Annotated in this window: 15 protein-coding genes; 9 read left to right on the top strand and 6 right to left on the bottom strand. The window is 42.1% G+C overall.

Annotation, left to right across the window (positions count from 1 at the left end; all coding sequences use genetic code 11):
* Positions 1-515: 515 nt before the first annotated feature.
* From AAE02nite_RS15710 to AAE02nite_RS15695, 4 genes are all read right to left on the bottom strand, one after another.
* Positions 516-2,234 (bottom strand): GMC oxidoreductase, encoded by a 1,719-nt coding sequence (locus tag AAE02nite_RS15710; protein WP_146899441.1) that lies wholly within the window; start codon positions 2,232-2,234, stop codon positions 516-518.
* 55 nt (positions 2,235-2,289) lie between these two features.
* Entirely contained in the window at positions 2,290-2,808 is a 519-nt protein-coding gene (locus AAE02nite_RS15705) for a gluconate 2-dehydrogenase subunit 3 family protein (RefSeq protein WP_146899437.1), read from the bottom strand.
* Positions 2,809-3,077: 269 nt separating this feature from the next.
* On the bottom strand, positions 3,078-4,163 hold the full coding sequence (locus AAE02nite_RS15700) for a Gfo/Idh/MocA family protein (protein ID WP_146899435.1): 1,086 nt from the start codon (positions 4,161-4,163) through the stop codon (positions 3,078-3,080).
* Positions 4,164-4,300: 137 nt separating this feature from the next.
* Positions 4,301-5,239, bottom strand: coding sequence for a dienelactone hydrolase family protein (locus AAE02nite_RS15695; RefSeq protein ID WP_246151081.1), 939 nt, complete (start codon positions 5,237-5,239; stop codon positions 4,301-4,303).
* 422 nt (positions 5,240-5,661) lie between these two features.
* Here AAE02nite_RS15695 and AAE02nite_RS15690 point away from each other — a divergent pair, with 422 nt between their 5' ends.
* Positions 5,662-6,111, top strand: coding sequence for a TerB family tellurite resistance protein (locus AAE02nite_RS15690; protein WP_146899432.1), 450 nt, complete (start codon positions 5,662-5,664; stop codon positions 6,109-6,111).
* Between the two features lie 94 nt (positions 6,112-6,205).
* On the opposite strand, the gene AAE02nite_RS15685 is transcribed toward AAE02nite_RS15690, so the two are convergent.
* Positions 6,206-6,562 (bottom strand): SpoIIAA family protein, encoded by a 357-nt coding sequence (locus AAE02nite_RS15685; RefSeq protein WP_146899429.1) that lies wholly within the window; start codon positions 6,560-6,562, stop codon positions 6,206-6,208.
* Positions 6,563-7,068: 506 nt separating this feature from the next.
* On the opposite strand from AAE02nite_RS15685, the gene AAE02nite_RS15680 reads away from it, so the two are divergent.
* From AAE02nite_RS15680 to AAE02nite_RS15650, 8 genes are all read left to right on the top strand, one after another.
* Positions 7,069-7,386 (top strand): SH3 domain-containing protein, encoded by a 318-nt coding sequence (locus tag AAE02nite_RS15680; protein ID WP_146899426.1) that lies wholly within the window; start codon positions 7,069-7,071, stop codon positions 7,384-7,386.
* A gap of 71 nt (positions 7,387-7,457) precedes the next feature.
* Complete coding sequence (locus AAE02nite_RS15675; RefSeq protein WP_146899423.1) at positions 7,458-8,075, top strand: YceI family protein; 618 nt, start codon at positions 7,458-7,460, stop codon at positions 8,073-8,075.
* An 892-nt stretch (positions 8,076-8,967) separates the two neighbouring features.
* Positions 8,968-9,165 (top strand): hypothetical protein, encoded by a 198-nt coding sequence (locus AAE02nite_RS26710; protein WP_246151079.1) that lies wholly within the window; start codon positions 8,968-8,970, stop codon positions 9,163-9,165.
* A 9-nt stretch (positions 9,166-9,174) separates the two neighbouring features.
* Positions 9,175-10,527, top strand: a complete 1,353-nt coding sequence (locus AAE02nite_RS15670; RefSeq protein WP_307725549.1) for a protein adenylyltransferase SelO — start codon at positions 9,175-9,177, stop codon at positions 10,525-10,527.
* Between the two features lie 817 nt (positions 10,528-11,344).
* Entirely contained in the window at positions 11,345-12,766 is a 1,422-nt protein-coding gene (locus AAE02nite_RS15665; RefSeq protein ID WP_170252616.1) for a YitT family protein, read from the top strand.
* 257 nt (positions 12,767-13,023) lie between these two features.
* A complete protein-coding gene (locus AAE02nite_RS15660) occupies positions 13,024-14,832 on the top strand; it encodes a thiamine pyrophosphate-binding protein (RefSeq protein ID WP_146899417.1) in 1,809 nt (602 codons plus the stop codon).
* A gap of 27 nt (positions 14,833-14,859) precedes the next feature.
* Entirely contained in the window at positions 14,860-16,554 is a 1,695-nt protein-coding gene (locus AAE02nite_RS15655; protein ID WP_146899414.1) for a flavin monoamine oxidase family protein, read from the top strand.
* Complete coding sequence (locus AAE02nite_RS15650; RefSeq protein WP_146899411.1) at positions 16,551-17,558, top strand: 3-oxoacyl-ACP synthase III family protein; 1,008 nt, start codon at positions 16,551-16,553, stop codon at positions 17,556-17,558. The genes AAE02nite_RS15655 and AAE02nite_RS15650 overlap by 4 nt, the downstream gene beginning before the upstream one ends.
* 42 nt (positions 17,559-17,600) lie before the next feature.
* On the opposite strand, the gene AAE02nite_RS15645 is transcribed toward AAE02nite_RS15650, so the two are convergent.
* The gene (locus AAE02nite_RS15645; RefSeq protein WP_170252615.1) at positions 17,601-20,684 is read right to left on the bottom strand and encodes an AAA family ATPase; all 3,084 of its coding nucleotides are present in this window, start codon (positions 20,682-20,684) and stop codon (positions 17,601-17,603) included.
* Between the last annotated feature and the right edge of the window lie 934 nt (positions 20,685-21,618).

Raw genomic sequence — 21,618 nt, 5'->3', positions numbered from 1 at the left:
TGACACAGAACATTCTAGCTCTAACATCACAGCATAATCCATTATTAAATGGTCATAGGTATTAAAATCGATCACCGGAAGTTTAGCTTCCGGAACATGGTTGAGGGCACGTTATAAATCGAAATCGGACACTAATCTATAAGTCGCGTGTTATTTGCCTTCTGGGCATATGCTGCCGAAAATAAATCACATAGGATGGAGTAAAGTTATAAGTGTTTAAATTTAGTCGTAGTTATACTAAGGTATATTATTTCTTAAAGCACTTAACTGTCATAAAGCATGGCATGTAGTAATGTCCGTTTACATTATTTGACTGTATACTTATAATAAGCTATGAAGCCTATCCCGGTAATCAGGAGATTTTAAGAATTTCTGAAGAAAACTTTGTGTTTACTGATTTTAAATCTGCGCCGGGAATACATGGACAATTTATTTGAACTTCTATTCTTTCATCTTAAATCCAAAAACCGTTATCAATCTGAGAAATTCAGCTTACACCATCGATAACATCTTTCTTACAGATTAGCTTTACGCAATTCTTTTACAGCATAATCAGCGGCTCGGGCTGTAATAGCCATAAATGTAAGCGATGGATTTTGGGTAGAATTAGAAGTCATGCAGGCGCCATCGGTTACAAACACGTTTTTGCAATGGTGCAACTGGTTCCATTTATTCAAAAGTGAAGTTTTCGGGTCTCTTCCCATCCGGACGCCACCCATTTCATGAATATCAATGCCCGGTGCCTTATTAGGATCGTCGTGGGTTTGGATATTGGTGAAACCAGCCAGGGTCAGCATTTCGGTTAGTTGCTCGTGAAAATCCACGATCATTTTTTCGTCGTTGTTGTCGTAAGCCACCGAAGTTTTCAGGAGTGGTACGCCCCAGGCATCGGTTAAACCGGAGTCAAGGGTTACGTAATTAGTTTCTTTTGGAATGGTTTCGCCCATCATATGCGAACTTACCCGCCAGTTGCCGTAGTTTTTGCCGGTTAAACTCTTTTTTAAATCTTCGCCAAAGCCTGATGTATCCCGGTCTAGCATGCGGCTGGAACCAAAGCCGGCAGCGTAACCACGCAGAAAATCGGTTTCCTGTTTAAACACGTTCCGGAAGCGCGGAATGTAGCTGCCGTTGGGACGGTTGCCTTCGGTAATAGTTTCCTGAAAACCTTCGTACTCCGCCGAAATAGTGGTCCGGAAATTATGGAATGAAACATATTTACCCAGCAGCCCATTGTCGTTCCCTAAGCCGTTCGGAAAACGGCTCGATTTGGAGTTTAATAAAATCAGGTTGGTATTTAAGGTAGCGGCATTTACGAAAATAATCCGGGCATAATATTCGGTCATTTCTTTGGTATGCGCATCTACTACCCGCACGCCGGTGGCTTTGCCTTTCTTTTCGTCAAAAATAATCGAATGCACCACTGAATCGGGCTTCAGCGTGAGCTTACCGGTTTTCTGCGCCCAGGGTAAAGTAGACGAATTGCTGCTGAAATAACCGCCGTATGGGCAGCCGCGCTGACACAGCACCCGGTTCTGGCACTGCCCGCGTCCCTGTTGGTGATGAATAGGATTTGGCTTGGTGAGGTGTGCACACCGGCCAATAATTACCGGACGCGTGTTGTTATAGTGCTTAGCCATTTGCTGGCTAAAATGCTTCTCGACGCACGACTGCTCGTGCGGTGGCAAAAACTCCCCGTCGGGTAGTTGCGGCAAGCCGTCTTTATTGCCCGAAATACCGGCAAACTTTTCGACGTAGCTGTACCAGGGGGCAATATCTTTATACCCAATGGGCCACTCTACGGCAAAGCCATCCCGGGCCGGGCCATCAAAATCGTACTGCGACCACCGCTGGGTACCGCGGGCCCATAACAACGATTTACCACCCACCTGGTAGCCCCTTATCCAGGTAAAAGGCTTCTCCTGAACGTAAGGGTGCTCGGCATCTTTAACAAAAAAATGCGCCGAATCTTCTTTATAAGCATAACATTGACTCGCAATCGGGTTGGCTTCCTGTTCGGCTTTAGAAATTTGCCCCAGGTGCGGGAACTCCCAAGGGTTTTTCATGGCGGTCGGGTAATCTATCCCGTGTTTTACATCGCGCCCGCGCTCCAATACCAAAGTTCGCAAACCGTGGCTGGTTAGCTCTTTCGCCGACCACCCGCCGCTAATACCCGAACCAATTACTATCGCATCGAACGTACGGCTTTTTACAGAATCTATGTTAAAAAATGACATTCTAAATATTAAGAAATTGAAATAGATGACGTTACAATAGATTATAGCGCCTGACTTAGGTTTTAAGGGGCACACACCCGTGGTAAAATCCAGGCGCCATTTTATAATCCATCATATTCAGCAGCACGTACTCGGAATTGAGATAACCCTGAATGGTTAAGTTCTTGACCAGACTTATAAATCCTTTGGTTGACGGATCATCGCTCTTTTGCAGGTGGGTAAGTACGGCAACACGCTGGGTTACATTTAAGTTAACAAATGATTTATCGAAAGCACCCTTTGCCACCTCATCAACAGCCACTAAGCCTTGTTGTAGGTTGCTTTGTGCCACTTCTCCGTAGCAATCCTGAATCATACGAAGGACAAACCGGTGTACCTGTAGCGATTTTGCACCTGGTGTATCGGTTTCAGGAATAATTGTTTCCACCAGCTCAGCCAACAGGGCTTCTTCCGGAAGCGGCACAGCGGATACCTTACCCAACGAAGCGGGGTTCCAGCCGGAAGCCCAGGCTGGCAGGGCAACTAAACCGGCTACCGCCATTGATATACCTTTTAAGGCAGCACGTCTTTTCATCAGAAAAGTAATTATGGGGATTTGGTAAAGGCAAAAACCTTATGTACCCGTGGTAAAAGTTAAAAACCTTTTTCTTTTCTCTTCCCTTAAAGGGAATTCAGATCTTATAAAAATACTTACTTTAAAAGACTGATACAAGCCAGAATCGCGGGTTATCAAACCGGTTCAATAAATATTCAATCCTGGTTTCATCTTCTTAATTCATAAACCTTCTGTTTGGTTCCTGATTTTATGAATGGCGTAAGATTTTATATAAAATATTAATTTATTCAAGACAGCGAAACAATCTGGCCGGTCCGCACCGATTCGTCACAGGCAAAGGCAATCCGGAGACTGTTAACCGCATCGGCAATGTGGTCGGTTAAATCCATATTTTCGCGAATGGCTTTTAAAAAATAGCTTTGTTCGCGTTTACAAAGCTCCTGGTGGTCGGGTTCATCTTCCATACTAATCCAGGTATCTTCCTGCAAAAATTCTGCCTGTTGGTTAATAGCGGCCCGGTGGTACCGCAGCCACTCGGTTTTGGTATGGTCTTCCACCGAATCGGATTTACCGGTTCCGCCGGCATCCTTGGCCACAATCGATACAGCTCCTTTGGGCCCGATCACGTCTTTCACGAAAAAAGCCGTTTCGCTCATCATCGGTCCCCAACCAGCTTCGTACCACCCTACCGAGCCATCTTCGAAACGAATCTGCAATTGTCCGTAGTTGTAATTGCCTGTCGGAATTTCTTCGGTTAACCGGGCGCCAATGGCGCTCACCTGTACGGGTTTGGAACGGGTCATCTGGCACATTACATCAATATAATGCACGCCGCAATCTACAATCGGGCTCAGGCTTTTCATCAGGTTGCGATGTACGGTCCACATATTGCCGTGGCTTTGCTGGTTCAGGTTCATGCGCATTACCAGGGGTTTACCTAGTTCTCCGGCCAGCTCTACAAATTTAATCCAGGACGGGTGATGCCGCAGAATATACCCCACTACCAATTTTTTACCGGCTTTGGCGGCTGCGGCGGCAACGCGCTCGGCTCCGGCTACGGTATCGGCCAGCGGCTTCTCAATAAACACGTGGCAGTTATTTTCCAGCGCTTTTAAAGCCAGACTTTCGTGCGTATCGGGGTAAGTAGAAATACAAACCGCATCGGGTTGGGTACTATTCAAGGCTTCGTTAAAGTCCGAGAACAAAGGATAGTCGCCCCCTAGTTTTTCGTTTAATATTTCTTTGGATTTTCCGGTCGATACAATTCCGCAAATTTCGAATCCGTCCAGATGATGGTAAGCAGTAGCATGGGAAGTGCCCATATTGCCGCAACCAACTACCAACACGCGTATATTTTTTGTTTTTTCCGACATAGAATATTTAAAGGTTCTGAACCTTATAATTAATAAAAGGAATATTTTGGCAAGCTAAATTTTCGGGCATTTTGCCATTGCTTAAGCCGTAAATTATTAAGCTTACTTTAATTAACAAATATTTTTAGCTGTAATAACTACAACCATTTTTTCAGAAAAGCCATAATGTCCTGGCGCATTTCCGGTGTTTCCAGGTGACCAACGTTATAAATTTTAAGTTGCCAGGCTTCGGGAGCACCTTTAGCAGCATAAGCCTTCTTCAGGTTGGCATCTATAATTTCCAAACCTTTTAAAGGTGTGAGCGGGTCCTGGCTGCCGGCGAGGCCAAAATGCGGCCGGGGTACAATCAAAGCATTTATATCGGAGGTAGTAAAATGGTTGAGCAAATCCGGTACGTAGTAATAAATCCCGTGCCGGTCCAGGCCTTTTTCTGCCAGCAGCGTCTGGAAATCGGTGAGGCAATTTAAATCTACGGTTACTTTAATGCGCTCGTCCAGGGCCGCCAGCCACCAGGCCATGGTACTGCCCATCGACATGCCCATGGTGGCTATGCGTTTGGTATCTATATCGGGCCGGGTATGGAGGTAATCGAGCGCCCGCAGGTGATCGTACACCATCATGCCCCACATAGCTTGGCCTTTCCAGAGCATTTCTTTAAATATATCAATCTCGGGGCGGCCGCTGCGTTCGCCAAAGCCCCAGCTATCTATACACAAACCGGCATACCCGGCCCGGGCCAAGGCTACCGCATACGGCGGGCTCTGCATTTCTTTCCGGCCTTTCACAAACTCGTTTTTACCAACCTGGTACTGCCCGAAATGCGAATGATTAAATAATACCACGGGAATTTTATCGGTTGCTGTTTTGGGTTTGGTAAAATAAGCCGGCACCAGTTCCAGCCCGTTCAAATCCAGCAGCAGTTTTTCTATAATTATTTCGTCGGTTTCCTCCCTCGAAATTACTTTAACCGCAATAGGCCGGTTTCGGTCGGGTAATTTGCCCAGCAGCTGGTATAAAGCCTTGCGTTGCTTTTGTTCTTTTCCTGTAGGGTGAGTTGCGGAGTTGGTTTGGGACATAGCCACTTTAGTTTTTATTACCGATGCAGACACTTCTGGGGAGGCCCTGAAAAATAGCATTAGGATGAGGGCCAGGATTGGTTTCTTTAAATAATTGTACCGGGCAATTCTCATCCGCAAAAAACAGGAAAGTTTACGCATATTTTGGTTGGGCTAAGCCCCTTTTCTGAATTTTTCTTTAACCAGCCTGTTTAATTTTTACTTCTTCCGCTCAAAACTAAATTTGTCGGTTTTATTCTTTTAACTTTAAACTATCGTTGGCCTGGTTCTGAGTAAATATATATTTTTACTTATTAAAATAAAACAGCCAATAGGTAGTGCTTGGGAGTGCCCGGAAGAAAAATCCGGAAGGGGTAACTTTACCGGTGTGCCTGGGGTACTTGAGAAATTTAAATTTATTAACGCGTAAAAGTTTTCGTGCCATGAGTCTTTTTGATGAAAAGTATAAAACCACGGTAGTTTCTTATGCTCCCCGGACCGAACAAGAGGCCTGGATTGCGATTATGCACGCCTGTATTGCCGTAGACGAAGTAGTAGCGGATGAAGAGCTGGAAGAGTTATCCGAAACACTGGCCAATAATTCCTTTTTTGATGGACACGAGGTGCGGGAATATTACCGGTCGGTGTTGCTGGCGCACGCCAAGATTGGCAGCAAACACCTGATTGATACCAGCGTGGATGCAATTGCAACTGAAAATAAGCCCACCTTATTTGCCCGGACCATAGAGTTAGTGCTGGCCGATGGGGTTGTAGCCGACAAAGAAGAAGAACTAATCCGTTATCTTTTTTCAGCTTTAGATTTAGAAGAGGCTGTTGCCCGGAATATTGTAAAAGAAGTACTGGACCGACATAAAGGCCAAGCCGCTATTTAATTTCAAGTAGTTTAAAGATAATTTCTGGTAAAATATTATTATAAAATGTCCGCTTCGGCATTTTAGGCAGGTCATTCCTAAGATTAAAAGTTACTCAGTGGCTTACCCAAGCCATGGCATCCTCTCTTTGCAATTCGTTATAATATTTTACTTCGGCAGTGGTAAACGGCCTTATCATGGTAGCTATCCATTCTTCCCACTTCTTGTCTCCCACAATAGCTATTTTCCGGAAGTTGTTTATGTGCTTCACATCAAATTTTAGATCCTGCCAAAGTCCACTTAAGTGCCATCCTTCCAATCCTATCATTTCCCAGTACAGATTAATTTTGCCGAACTGTGCAATTTTCATTTCCAGCACCGGTATAATTTGGTCATAATCGTGCTTTTCCAGGTTTCCTGAAACGCTAACGGCTACCAGGTCTTCTTTTACGGTGGCAATTTGACTAACCATAATTATTTATCTTGTTTTTGAATAATACGTTTACGCAATAGAGTCAGTTTAACCTTCCTTATCACCACACTCTTTTCTATAACTTTATGCTAATCTTAAAACTAGCAGAAGGGCAATTTTCCATTAATCAGAAAGCCTGAAGATCTGATTATAAATATCCTGTAAGCTGTTAAAGGCTCACATAAATACCTCCTGAACAAAAATATCTTAGCGTAGCAGTTTTACTCATATTCAGTTCTAAAGAATTATTCAAATTCCTCCCGCAAACTTATGTATCAATATTTCCAAATATTCCGGCTAAAACCCTGACTGGAAAGGTAGCGGTGTTCAAGGGCTTATTTTGGTCATTCAAGAACGTGGGCTGGCCCTTCGGGTACAAAAATTTTGGAGACGTTCTTTAGCGATGCACCTTTGTTATATAGTTAACCAGAACAAAGAAGCCGACAGCTAAATGCCGGCAAAAATAAAAACGAAATAGTAAACCCCGACCCTAATCTAAAAACGCTATGAAAAATTTAATTTTGTCTTTTGCTTTTCTGGCCCAAACCGCCGTTGCTTTAGCCGCCATACCCCACACTACCGCACGGCCCACCGACAACATAATGGCCGTGACTACCCGTTACGAGAACGTTAAAATGCACCGCCAACCCGGTACCTCCACCGAAGTATTAAAATCCTTGCGCAGTACCGACGGCATCCGGTATGTGCGCCAGTATAATCAAAGCTGGAGCATTGTATTGGTAGATGGCCAAGTTGGCTATGTACTGACTACCGAGTTAGGCAAGACTAAAAACAATACCAAAGTAATGCTGGCTAGAAAATAATTTTAATTATTAATCACATTTTTTACCTGTTAAATAGAGAAAAACGCTTAGATATTTTTGAATAATTAATCATGAAAATATTATTTCTAACCATACTTACGCTTTGGTGTTTTATTTTCCGGCATCCTGCCCCGGAAACCCAAACTTATAATTATACCTTAGACGAAAGCAAATCGGTAATTGAGTGGTCTGGTGCAGGCCCGAACACCTCGCACCAGGGGGCTTTTGCGGTAACGAGTCCGGGCATTCAGGTAGAAAACGGTACCATAAAGGGTGGTAGCTTTGTTATTCCTATTACTTCTATCAAAAATTTTGACTTGCCTAAAACCATTAAGCCTGTTTTGTTGAAGCACCTGAAAAGCGAAGACTTTTTTAATGTGGCGCTTTACCCGGAAGCCCACTTTACCTTAACGCAAGTTGAGCCGTTGGTACAAGCCTCGACTAGCGCTATCGCAGGGGCTAATATGCTGGTAACCGGTAATTTTACCATGATCGGCAATACGCACGCAATTACTTTTCCAGCGCGGATAGATATTCAGGATAGTACCGTAGCGGTAGAAGCTACTTTTAAATTGGACCGTACTAAATGGGGTATGAACTATGCTGCCGATCCGGACCTGAAAAAGCGGCATATTTTTCCGGAAGTAGACATTCATTTAAAGCTGGTGAGTAACCGGAGTGAAGGTTAGGAAGATAAAAAACGCACTCTTACACGGCAGAAGATAAGATTTACTTTAGTATTAAATAAGAATCAGCCAAAAAGTAGACTCCGAAATGAAGCCTGCCTTATGGCTGATTCTTATTTTAACGCTTACAGGTAATATTTTTTCCTGTTGTTAAATTATTTTGTACGGACTAAAACCCTTTAGTGCTGTGTATAAAATTACACTTAAATAAATTTACCCGCAAAGTACTGCTCTGATATTACTCAAACCAGGAATTGCGCCATAATATACATTAATACGAACCAGGCAGTTACAGCAACCCCGATAGAAATTTCTGAAGATTGTAAAGTTTTTTTCATGACGGTAAGTTTAAAAGGTGAATAAAATATTAAAATAAATTTGCTGAACCTTCTTAAACTCTTTAAAATTTCCGATCCAGCCTCAAAATCTTGCAAGCCACTAGCCAAGAATTTCCCTGTTTCAAATCTTATTAACAGAAATGAAGTAACAGAAAGATTCTAATAAAATATACGCAAAATAATAATTTTTGTTTAATTATAAAATGTATTATTTAAATAATGTATTTATAATTAGAAGGTCAGTTACTTTAACACAATTTTTGGCGATCTCAGGATAAAGCTATACAGCTGAAGTGCTATGTACCTGGAAAGTATTCCTGATTTTGGAACAACAAGTTAGCCTACCCGTAATAAACGAACCTAAAGCGGTAGTGAAAATTTTCTTTTGAACCTTTTGTGAGATATTTATAGTACTTATACATGAAATATTATTCTTATTTTATTTTTAAACGAAAATATAAAAATTCCGATAATTACTTTTGTATTTTACCTTAGAAAAATGCGAAGGTTCGGTTAAACTAAGTTTCTAGTCAGATTAGGAATCAAACAAATTGGTTATGCAAAGCCTGAGTGCTAAAGAATACAAGAATGCATTTGTAAATAATTTTCCGGGCGATGTATCCGGTGATGCGCGCCCCCGCCAAACCCCGGGTGTTTTATATAGTAAGGTTAATCCTTCTCCTGTCAGATCACCCAAGTTACTGGCCTGGTCGGATGAACTGGCTGCCGAACTGGGTATATTAAAGCCTACATAACAAAAAGATATTGACATACTGGCGGGCAACTTTGTAACGGAGTCGATGCAGCCCTATGCGGCCTGCTACGCCGGCCATCAGTTTGGGCATTGGGCTGGTCAGTTGGGCGATGGCCGGGCGATAACCTTGGGTGAATGGGATAGCGGTAACGAGCAAACCTGGGAACTGCAATTAAAGGGGGCTGGCCGCACACCCTACTCCCGGCGGGCCGATGGCCGGGCCGTTTTACGCTCTTCGGTCCGGGAATATTTAATGAGTGAGGCCATGCATTACCTGGGCGTACCAACTACCCGGGCTCTGAGCCTGGTAGCTACCGGAGACCAAGTCATGCGCGATATGTTTTATAACGGAAATCCGGAATTTGAGCCCGGCGCTATTGTGATGCGGGTAGCCCCTAGTTTTCTGCGCTTCGGGAATTTTGAGTTGCTCGCTGCCCGCCAGGAAAACGAAAATTTAAAAAACTTAACCAACTGGACCATTCAGCAATATTTTCTGCACCTTCAGGGAGAAGATAAAATATTACTGTGGTTTAAAGAGATAGTAGCCCGTACTGCGAGTTTAATGGTAGAATGGCAACGAGTAGGTTTTGTCCACGGCGTAATGAACACCGACAACATGTCTATCCTGGGTCTGACGATTGATTATGGACCTTATTCCTTCCTGGATGATTATGACCCTGATTTTACGCCCAATACTACGGATTTGCCGGGCCGACGGTATGCCTTTGGGCAGCAGCCTTCCATTGCTTACTGGAATCTGGGTTGCCTGGCCAGTGCCATCGCCCCTCTGCTATCCGGCACCGAAGAAATAGTAGCCGCCCTGGAAACCTTCGAGGATATTTACAGCACAAAATACCAATCTATGTTGGGTAATAAGCTGGGGCTCGACAAAGTAAAGCCAGAAGATATTGACTTATTGGTAGCCCTGGAGGATATGCTTACCCGGATAAAACCCGATATGACTATTTTCTATCAGTTGCTAATAGCATTGCCAATACACCCGGAACCAGAAGAAGCGGTGCTAAACCATTTTAAAGATAGCTTTTACCGCGCACCCGAAGGAAAAGAGCAAGAACTATTCTTAAATTTTATTAAAACTTACCAGGAAAGAATTCAGAAGAATAGCATCGGGCCGGAAGAAAGAATCACTCGTATGCAAAAAGCCAATCCGCGTTTTATTCTACGGAATTACTTACTACATCAGGCCATTGAAGAACTGGAAAGGGGAGAAAGCACCTTGTTTGGTAAACTACAGGAAGCCATAAAAGAACCTTATTCCGGGAAGTGGGATGCGTTTATGGTAAAGCGGCCTAACTGGGCCAGCCAAAAAGCAGGCTGCTCTATGTTGTCTTGTAGCTCATAAAATGCCCGTAATATTATTAAAATATTCGTTTTAAGTACTTTCCGATAAGATAAAACCAAAGGTGTAATTTAATTTCTCTTTGGTTTTATCTTGCCGGGACAGCAAACAATATTTTCATCTGGTAATATTGGCTATCTTTTTTAATAGTTCGCCATTAAAACAGCGCTCAATTTGCGCTGCCCTAATTCTTTCAGTTTTTCTCTTCTCCTGCAAAGTTAAGCAAGTAAACGCTATCGTTTTTAGGCCATCTTCAGCTAAAGTTAATATCTCCTATAAAAAGATAGAAAAATATATATTTTTTCATTATTTTTTATAAATTTATAAGAACTGTAGGTGAGAATTAAGAAGATTAAAATAGTTGTATCCTGTGGGGAATGTGCATCAAGCATAAAGCCGTAAGGCATGATAAGAAAGGGTAATAATTTATGTTACAGTTTGTATTATTAAGGGCTGCTAATTTGATTTTACTATTATTTGTGCTTCGACAAATCAAGAATTGGAAATTATAAATTAAAGATGCGCTTTATTTATCTTCCTGCTTACAAAATGATTTTAAAAATTAAATAGGATTAGCTCTGGTGTATAAAATAACGTGGAGCGGCTGAAGCGTATTTTTCTATAATAAAAAAAAAATTACAGAAGACTGCTTTAATATAATTTGAGAATCTTTCCAATACCAGATAGTAAGAGAGGCGTCTCTGAAAAGTAAAATTACACCTTCTGTAATTCACAAAATACTCACTAATTTTTTTAGATGGAACCAGTAATTAACTCAAATACAGGAACCAGGCTGTATCAGATAGCATATTCGTTTTTAATGCCGCAACTAGAAAAGAATTTGCCGGCGCATCTTAAATATCATAATGCCGATCATACAAAATCTGTTATTGCTGCTGCAGAAAAGATAGCAGTAGCAGAAGGGGTAACAGATGAAGAACTGGTATTGCTAAAAACGGCTGCGCTTTATCATGATGCAGGATTTTTGAATGCTTATAAAAATCACGAAGAAGCTTCCTGCCACATTGCCCGGAAAACACTTCCGGCATTGGGTTTTGAACCTCTCCAAATTGATACCATTTGCCAGATAATTATGGCTACTAAGCTGCCGCATGCACCCGCAGATAAGTTGCAATATATTATATGCGATGCAGACTTGCAATATTTAGGAACTACTGATTATTTCCCCAATGCCGAACATTTGTACCAGGAGTTTAAAGCCAATGGCCTTGTAAAAAACAGGTTGGAATGGAATCGAAAACAAATAGCGTTTTTAACCTCACACCGCTTTTTTACACAGTACGCCAAAACCCATTATGCCGAGCATAAAGTTAATCATCTGAATATAGTATTGAGTAATGCCAATAATGTGGATAGACGTCACCTTATTGTTTCGGAGTTACAGGACTTCTTTTTAATAATGGCCGGGGTAATACTTGCAGGTTTTGCCCTTAAAGGATTTCTGGTACCTAATCAGTTCTTCGATGGGGGTGTAACCGGCATGTCCCTACTGCTCCACGAGCTGTACCACTTTAATTTAGCGTATATTATTGTAACCTTAAATTTGCCCCTTATTATAGCGGCATATTTTACGGTTAGCAAAAAGTTTGCTTTTAAAACATTTCTTTCGGTTTTGCTGCTGGGGTTTTGCCTGCTCTTAATACCGTACCCCGTTGTTACTTCCGATAAACTACTTATTTCTATTTTTGGGGGCGTATTTTTAGGCTTAGGAGTAGGTTTAACCATGCGGGCCGGCTGTGCTTTAGATGGCATAGAAGTACTGGCTTTATATACTTTAAAACGAACCAGCTTTACTATTACAGAAATTATACTGGGGCTGAATATTATAATCTTTACCATTGCGGCGTTTAAGTTTGGCCTCGAAACGGCGCTGTATTCTATTTTAACTTACTTTGCTGCTTCCCGCATGATAGACTATGTAATAGAAGGTATTGAAGCTTATACCGGCGTTACGATTATATCTGGTGAAAGTGAAATGATAAAATATAGGCTTGTAAATGAGCTGGGCCGGGGCATAACGGTCTATAAAGGCGAAAGAGGCTTTCTTCCCGGCAAATTTGATGTAAGCAGTAACTGCGATATTATTTTTACGGTAGTTACCCGAATGGAGCTACGCAAGCTGAAAACATTGGTGTATGAAGCAGATGCAAAAGCCTTTGTTTTTGCCACTACCATTCGGGAGGCATCCGGTGGAATAATAAAAAGAAGGGCGGCTCATTAAACTGGTGTTGCCTGCACATCATAATTTCTTACAGGCCTTTTCATAATTCATTTATTTCCTGATAAAATTAAAGTATACCATTATTTATAGATAATCAAATAATTTCTGGATACGAGTAGAGATTAAACATAACTGCATTTGAAGTAAAAACTTGTGATGGGTAGCAGGTGCAAAGGATAGTGGTGTGTAAAGCTTACATATTTAACACATTGATAAGTTTAAATTAGCTTATTCCAACCTTATTTAAAATTACCTGTATGGCAAAGGAAACCACGATTGCTCCTGCTTCCCCATCGTCTCCTACTGTAGGCGATATGATTATGCACTACTTTAATTTAGAGGGTGTAAAACATGTTTTCGGAATTCCTGGGGGTGGATTAATGAACTTCCTGGTAGATCTCAAAAACAATACCGATAGTATTGAATATATCATCTGCAGACAGGAAACGGGAGCCGCTTACATAGCCGACGGCTATTACCGGGCAACTGGAAAATTAGGGGTGGTTGTGGTAACTACCGGGCCAGGCGCAACCAACGCGCTTACCGGCGTAATGAATGCCCAGGCCGATGGATCAGCGATGCTGTTACTAACCGGCGAAATAGACCAGAAGTATTTTGGAATGGGCTATTTGCAGGAAGGTATTGATGGAGGCTTGAATATAAACGCCATTTTTACGGCCGCTACGGGTTACAGCAGTGTTGTTACAAGTGGCACTGACGCAGAAACAATTATTAAACAGGCTTTCCGCGATGCACTTTCCATTCCCCGCCAGGCAGTACATCTTAGTTTGCCGGTAAATGTATCCATAGAGCCGCTCACCAATGCCGTAATGTCTGTTAACACAACGGCTTACCGCACCAATCCACAAGGTGCCCCCGTCGGTGCAGTTAAAAAAGCCATGACTTCCTTATTAGCTTGTAAACGGCCCTTGTTATTCTTAGGAAATGGGTGCCGGCAAGCATTAACTGATATGTCTACTTATAATAATTTATTATTGTTTGTAGAAACTTTCGGCATACCAGTTATTACGACGGCTGATGGAAAAGGAATTTTCCCGGAAACGCATAAATTATCGTTACGGGTTTATGGAATGGCAGACTGTATGTGGCCTTACGCATACCTTACGGCTACTGATGTGCCATATGATGGTATTATGATAATTGGCTCGTCCTTAGGTGAACTCTCTACCAATTCCTGGTTGCCGATTCTTAAACCACAGGGCCCTGATGCACCATTTATACAAGTAGATATAAACCAGAAGATAATTGCCCGTTCTTTTGAAGTAACCCAAGGCATTGTAGGCGAAGCAGGCGCTTTCATCAATGATTTAGCCGAACTGATACCAGCGGTTAAGGTAGATACGGAACTAATAGAAGAGAGAAAACAGGCTATTGCCACTATTAAAAAGCAAACTCCATTTATCAATCCGGATTCTTATTATTCAAACAGCAGCCCTGTTGAACCGGCTGCCCTGATGCGCGTCCTGCAAGAAACAATACCACCTGATACAAAGATATTTATTGATGCGGGTAACTGTGTTGGTTGGTCGGTGCATTATCTGGCGATACAACCTCCTGCTTCTTTCTACACCTCTCTGGCCATGGGGCCGATGGGTTTTGCGGTTGGCGCCGTAGTGGGGGCAAAAATTGGGTGCCCTAATCAAACTTGCCTGGCCATAGTTGGTGATGGTGCTTTTTTAATGCAGGGAAACGAAATCTCAACCGCCAAAAAATATCAGGTAGGTGCTATCTGGATTGTATTATTCGATAATAATTTATCTATGGTAAGCCAGGGCATGGATTATTTTGCACCCGATAACGAAAATCCGGATGTGTGGAAAAACTTGTATGAACTAGGTAATCCTGACCTGCTGATGTATGCCCAAAGTATGGGAGCCGAGGCATGCAAGGTTGATTCCCCGGCTGATTTAGCGTTAATCATGCCGAAAGTGCTAGAACAAGCTAACACCAAACATATCCCCCAGGTAATTATTGTCGATATAAATAAAAACGCCACGCCACCTTATTATAATCCTGTTTACCTGCCTAAGAAAGCTAACAAATAATTTATACAACTTTAAATTTAATGACCAATGGTTAGTAAAGAATTACCGGACTATGATGTTGCCATAATTGGCGGTGGTGCCTCGGGTATTTATACGGCCTGGAGGATGCTGCTCGACGGGCCATTATACTCAGATGAATTAAAAAAATGGCAGCAAGAACGAGGTTCTTTAAAAATTGCTGTATTTGAAGGAAGTGGCAGAATTGGTGGGCGAATCCTATCGGCTAAAGCACCGGGCTTACCCGATATAATTTGTGAAATCGGGGGCATGCGTTATGTATCCTCACAAGTATTAATAAAATCGCTAATCGAAAATAAGTTTAACCTGCCCAGGCACGAACAGGCCGTTACGGAGCCTAATAATTTATTATTTTTAAGAGGAAAACAATTAAGAGTGGGCGATCTGTCCCGCTCTGAGAAACTGCCTTACAATTTTGCTCAGGACGAAATTGACTGGTTAAATCAAGATGTAACGCCTAGAAATACAGCCGATAATTTTCTGGGTTATGCCGTGGTTAAATTGTTTCCGGATATTGAGAAATACAGCGGCACGGAGCTTCGCAATTATCTGAATAACCAGGTTTTTAACGGCACGCCACTTTATAAACATGGCTTTTGGAATGTGGTTGCCACCCAGTTAAGCCATGAGGCCTATAGCATAGCCGTTACTACGGTCGGTTATGATTGTCTGGGTTATAATACCAATGCCGTTGATGCCATATGCGAATATTTTGATTTTACACCTGATGTTAAATATTACTTACTCAACGATGGTTATGATTCTGTAATCTGGAACCTTCAGCAGGAGTTTGAAGCCGCTGGAGGTGAAGTAATAACAAATACCTGGCTGGAAGCTTTTGATAATGTAAACCTGTCGGATACAAGTAAAGGAGTTGCTTTGCAATTCAGGGACGATGAAAATATACGTACTGCCCGGGCCGTTGTATTGGCTATGCCCCAAAGAAGCTTAGAATTATTAACCCCCAGAGGACCGGTACTCGACCCTAAACTTGCGCCGCATGTACGTTTTATGATGAATGCAGTGGAGCCCATTCATTTATACAAAATGTTTATTGCCTATGGTCACCCCTGGTGGGAAAAGGAAGGTGTTACAGAAGGGCGTTCACTTACCGATATTCCTATCCGGCAATGTTACTACTGGGGCGGTGAAAGCAAACAGAATATTGGAAATACCGGAAATACCAATGCCATTCTCATGATTTATAACGATGCCTTGAGCTCAGATTTCTGGGGTGGATTGCGGGAAATTCCATTAGGGCCGGGAGATATAAACGACGACAGTCCTGCTCCTAAGTTTAAAAGAAAAAAGATGCCGCATACACCAACCGACCAGAAAAACGACTGGCACGAAAGATTAAGGTATAATTGGAAAATAAGTGAAGCGCCCAAAGCAATGGTGAATGAAATGCATCGGCAGTTGCAACTATTGCATGGTGTTACAGATGCGCCGGAGCCGCTGGAGGCGGCTTTTGTAGACTGGGGCGACGATCCTTATGGCGGGGCTGTCCACTTCTGGAATTCAGGTTACCAATCAACTGAAATACTGGAACGCATGATTCAGCCTGTAAAAGATTATCCTTGTTATATCTGCGGCGAAGCATATTCTACCAACCAAACCTGGGTAGAAGGTGCTCTGCAAACGGCAGAATTAGTATTAAGAAAATTTAACATTCCTGAACCTAATTGGCTACTGAAACCATGATACAAGCAATTCCTAGAATAATTGGTACCGGGTGGGCGGTTCCGGAAAAAATCCGGTATAACAATGATCCTATTTTTGATTGGTTGAAAAAAAATGAGCCTAACCAAGCCATGTTTGAAGGGTACGAGGAGCGGCACGTCTTAGAACCCGGTGAGGATCTGATTGATATAATGTTACCGGCAGCCAAAATGGCCCTGCAAAAAGCTAACAAAGAGCCAAAAGACATCGATATTTTAATCGGGCTTGGTTCTATCAGTACCTATATTCAACCCAATGTACTGTCGCAGTTGCACAAAGAGTTAGGGTTACCTGCCAGCACTTGGGTAATACCTATTGGCAACGATTACTCCAATTATGCTTCCTGTTTACTGATGGCTGATGGGCTGGTTCGAGCTAACCGTGCCAAAAATGTACTTATTTGTATTGGGAGCAACTGGACCAGAAATGTCGATTACCATACTCCCCAATCTGTTAGTGCTGGAGATGGCGCTGGTGCGGCCGTGGTGGGTATGAGCTCCGAGGCTGGGCAATGGTATGTGGCCGATTACTGTACAGTAACCAATTCGGATTATTATGGGAGTATGTACACCGACGGCTTAAAACTGGACGCAGATCCTCCTTTGCAGGGCCATAAGGTAGTTTTTTCTCCCCACTTTTTTCAGATAACTGATAAGGGCCTGGAAGGGTTTAAAAATTTCGGTACTAAGATGGCGCTTAGTGCCGTAACCAGTTTGCTTCAAAAAAATCAGCTTACCGGCGCTGATATTGCCTTTATGCCTCACCAAACATCGCAAGTACTTATAGATTATTGGTGTGCTAATATGTCTCCGAAACCGACCCAGGTTTTAACAACTATCAAAAAATTTGCGAACCTTACTGTTGCTATCCATGCCATAAATATGGCTTGGTACGAAGAAAACGCGGAAATTGAAAAAAACAACTTAGTGATGCTGGCACTTGGCCCGGATATACACGCCAATGCCATGCTGCTCAAGCGCGATTGAGAATATTAACCGTTATACTGAATTACTTTTCGGGGCGGCTTTTTAATCGGTAAATTGTTCATGCAGATATTTGACTTTGCCCGTTGCGCCCCAACTGGAATAAGCATCAAGAGAAGCCTTTAAGGCTTTTTCAGTATTCACCCCAAAACGCTTCTGTATTCTGGCTAAGTGCTCATAGGCAAGGGCTCTGTCCTGTATATATCCAACGGTTAAGGCTTTTTCTGCCGCCAGCTCAAACATTTGTTCAGCCACCGCTAAATCACCATTTAAACCCTCCCTTATACCTTGTAGCAATAATAATTTATGCGAAAAATTGCCTGGTGAAAGCGTTGCCCAGGCACTTATTTTATGGATACTTGTATTGGCTATATGCATTAATTTATCAGATGCCTGGTCTGAAGTTTCCGTTGCTCTATATAAGGCTGCTATAGTATAAAATTGTTCCAGGTCAATTTCTCCAGGCTGGTGGGCAAATGCAGGCAGTAGGGGCAAGGCCTGATTACCCCACTTAATAGCTTCTTCCCAGTTTCCGAAATGCGCATTCAGCTTTAATTTGGAAATCAAATAATACCCGATTTGGTTATATAAATCAGTATTACAAATGCTGGCAAGGTCTTTTGTTTCCTCATATTGGTTATCGGTAAGCGAAGTAAATGCTGTCGTGCGGCCTTGTAAAGCTTTTGCTACCTGGGCTTCATGAACCAGGTGAAAGGCTGCATTCAGAACGGTGTGGTTATTTCGGATTAAATGATTCTCCGCCGTTGTTATTACTTCACTTAAAGGTAACCCGGCAGTACTTTTAAGTACTACAGCCAGAGAAAGCGAAAAACAGCCAAATAAAATATCGCCCGATTTAAACCCTGCATCGGCTCCTTCATTGGCAATGGCAATAAGGTCTTTATGAGGTACCAGCCAATGGGCAATAAACCAGCCATGTATAAAACTAACCCGGGCTTGTAGGGTGTGATTGTTTTTTTTATCAACGGCCAAGGCCAGGTTACTCCAGGCCAATGCCGCCGCACTATCATTGGTTAGCGATTTATGAATGATGGCGTACATGGAATACACTTCGGCCGCCGATTGGCCATTTCCCTCCTCTAATGTAAGGCGCAGGCACATAATAGACATAAACGCAAAAAGTTCTACTTGCTGGCTCTGGTGCGCGAACGGAGCTAGTTCCAGCAATATTTTAATAACTTTTTCTGTGTTTGAATTATTTAGTTGTTTTTGGTCCAGTAAGCTTTCGATGCTTCTGGTTTGCATATAAGTATGTATAAAGGCCAGATGCTCCCCAATCTTTTGTCCTAACGTGGCTTGTTCCCAGTCAAAAGCGGGGTTGAGCAGTTTAACACCTTCTAAGCCCACAGCAAGAGCTTGTTTAACAAATCCTAGCCGGAACAGTCGTATGGCCTCTTTTTCATGGTAATCTGATGCTTTGTTGTTATCGCCTGCTTTTAACCAATGGTCAGCTAATCGTACATAATAGGGGTATAAGTTTTCCCTAAAGTTATTTTCGTACCATTCTGCGCTTACCCGGTGTAAATATCTTCTTTGTTCGGCCAGCGTCATTTCATAAGCAACTTCCGAGGTAGTGGCATTGTTAAAAAGGTAACCCTCCAGATTGTCCACTACCTGCGTATTTATAAATCCGGCTTTTTCGGCATCCTGTAAGAAAGCAGGCACCAGCTTTCTTTCGGTTTTGATTGGGTAGATACTGGTAACAATTTTTTTACCGAAGCGGTTACCTACAACACTAGCTACCTTCAGAGATAACTGAGACCCATGGTTCAGCCGGTCGATCCGCTGGCGTACAGCTCCCCGCACCGTTTCGGGCATGGATAATTTATGGATACTTACATCTGTATTAAATGCACAACTATCGTTCTCAAATGAAAGCAGTTCCTGATCTAGTAAAGAGCCAGCCAGTTCAAGGCAAAAAAATGGGTTGCCTTTGGCTATTTTTTTAACCAGCTCGGAAACTTCATCCGATATTCTTTTTGTATTTAGCTTTGCATAAATAAGCTTATCAATAGCCTCGTCCGGTAACTCCTGCAGAATTATACGCTGGGCGTTTTTATCTTGCAGGGCTTTAACTTCCGGAAAGCCTTCGGTTTTCTGAAACGACATTACGAGCAGGCAACTATTTAAATCTGCGTTCACAGCTTTAATCAGGTTCCACGAGGCTTCATCCACCATCCATTGTGCATCATCAATAACTATTACCAATGGCTGCTTTCTACTCTCTTCCTCTAATATTTGGAACAGGAAATGGTGGGTAACAACTACTTTCTGGCTTTCGGTGAGACTTTTTACTTCTTCGCTATCCTTATAATTAGATTGCAGTACAACATTTAACAGGCAAGCTTTACCGCCATATTTTGCTTCAATAACTTTTAATGCTTCCTGTTTATCTTTAGCTGATGTTACTTGGTTTAACCCTAACAAGGTAGAGAAAATATTCACCCATATAATATAAGGCGTATGACGGCTGATAAAATCACCTGAAGTGGGTAGGAGAACTCCTTGGCCAGGCAAAACTTGTGCTTTAAAATCTTCCAGTAATCTTGTTTTCCCCATCCCACTATCCCCTTCCAGCAGAATACAGGCGCTTTTACCAGATAATGTATTATTAAAAGCGTCCATTAATTGGGTCAGTTCGGCGTGGCGGCCAACGGATTGTGGTATGTTTAATGCATTTTGGTTATGTTCCAGAAGGTTTTTAGGTTCATATAAAGAAACAGGTTCTGCAAAGCCTTTAATATTTTGAATTAGGGGAGCTTCATAATTAACAATTTTATTACTGGCATGGTAAGTAGCCTTATCACAAAGTACTTTATTTTGGGCAATGCTGGTAATGCGGGCACTCAGGTTTACCACATCCCCGATAACGGTATATTGCCGCAGAATGTCGTTACCTAAAATGCCACAATAAGCCATGCCACCACTAATTCCTATGGTATTTACATAACCCGATTTGTTCAGTAGATGGTGAATTTCTAAAGCAAGCCGCACACTGCGTTCCGGGTTATCCATGTGGGCAGATGGTGGAGGGCCAAAGCAAATTAATAAATTAGAATCTTTTTCATCCATCCACACCTGGTTCAGCAAACCATCATACTTAAGCACCAAGGGTGTGGTTAATCTTACAGAATCACGTAATTGGTTAAGGTTTGCCGATGCATTTTTTTTATTATTCGGTAACCTGACAAATAATATAGTAACCGGTCTTATTTCCGCAATCCATTTAAGCTTTTCATTATTAAGCTGAAATATTAAGGTTTGGGGAATAAATGATTTTAGCTTTTGGGTAGCCTCTTTCGTTAAATGCAGGTTGCTTTTTGCTGGTATTGAAAGCACGTCAGGAACATCTAACAATATTGACGCAGCATAGTCAACTGGTTCGCTCCTTATTCCTTTATTTAGATAACCAAGTGCAGTATCAGAAATAATTATCTGGTTAGGAAAATGGTTCTTTGAAGCTAATGCTAAATTTCTAAAAGCCTCGCCATAAAAACTAAACAGATGGTTAAGGTAACTTTCTTCAAATACAGAAAGCTGCCACGAACCTGTTGCAATTATAACATGAAGGGAAAGAAGTTGATTGTTGTCGTCTAAGGTAACTCTTTCGTTTAAAATTTTATGTGCGCAAGCTGTAGCAAGTGATACTGCCTGCCCCTTATTTTTTTTGGTAACAGGCCAAGCTGACATAAGCCCATCACCGGCAAAAAATAAAGGTTCCCCTCCGAATTCATTTATTAAATGCAATATAAAATCATAATGACTATTTAGAATACTGGTTATTTTTTCCACTCCACTAGCCGCATCCTTCATTAACCGGTTACAGAGCGGTGAAAAATTACAGATATCTATCCATAACAGGGCTGTATAATTCTCATTCTCCCCGATAACAATTTTCTCCTCCGAGTAGTCAGAATATTTTCTCCTTAATACTGCGGGTACAAAACTTACCGCTAATTGATTGGGTTGGCTAGTATTTATTCCTTTTTTGCTCATGATTATAGCACAAGGTAGCGTAAACTTGCACTTTCTTATAGATACA

The sequence above is a fragment of the Adhaeribacter aerolatus genome (genome assembly GCF_007991635.1).
Taxonomy (GTDB): domain Bacteria; phylum Bacteroidota; class Bacteroidia; order Cytophagales; family Hymenobacteraceae; genus Adhaeribacter; species Adhaeribacter aerolatus.
Note: the sequence above shows the minus strand (reverse complement) of the source record. Positions and strands in the feature narration are given on the sequence as shown.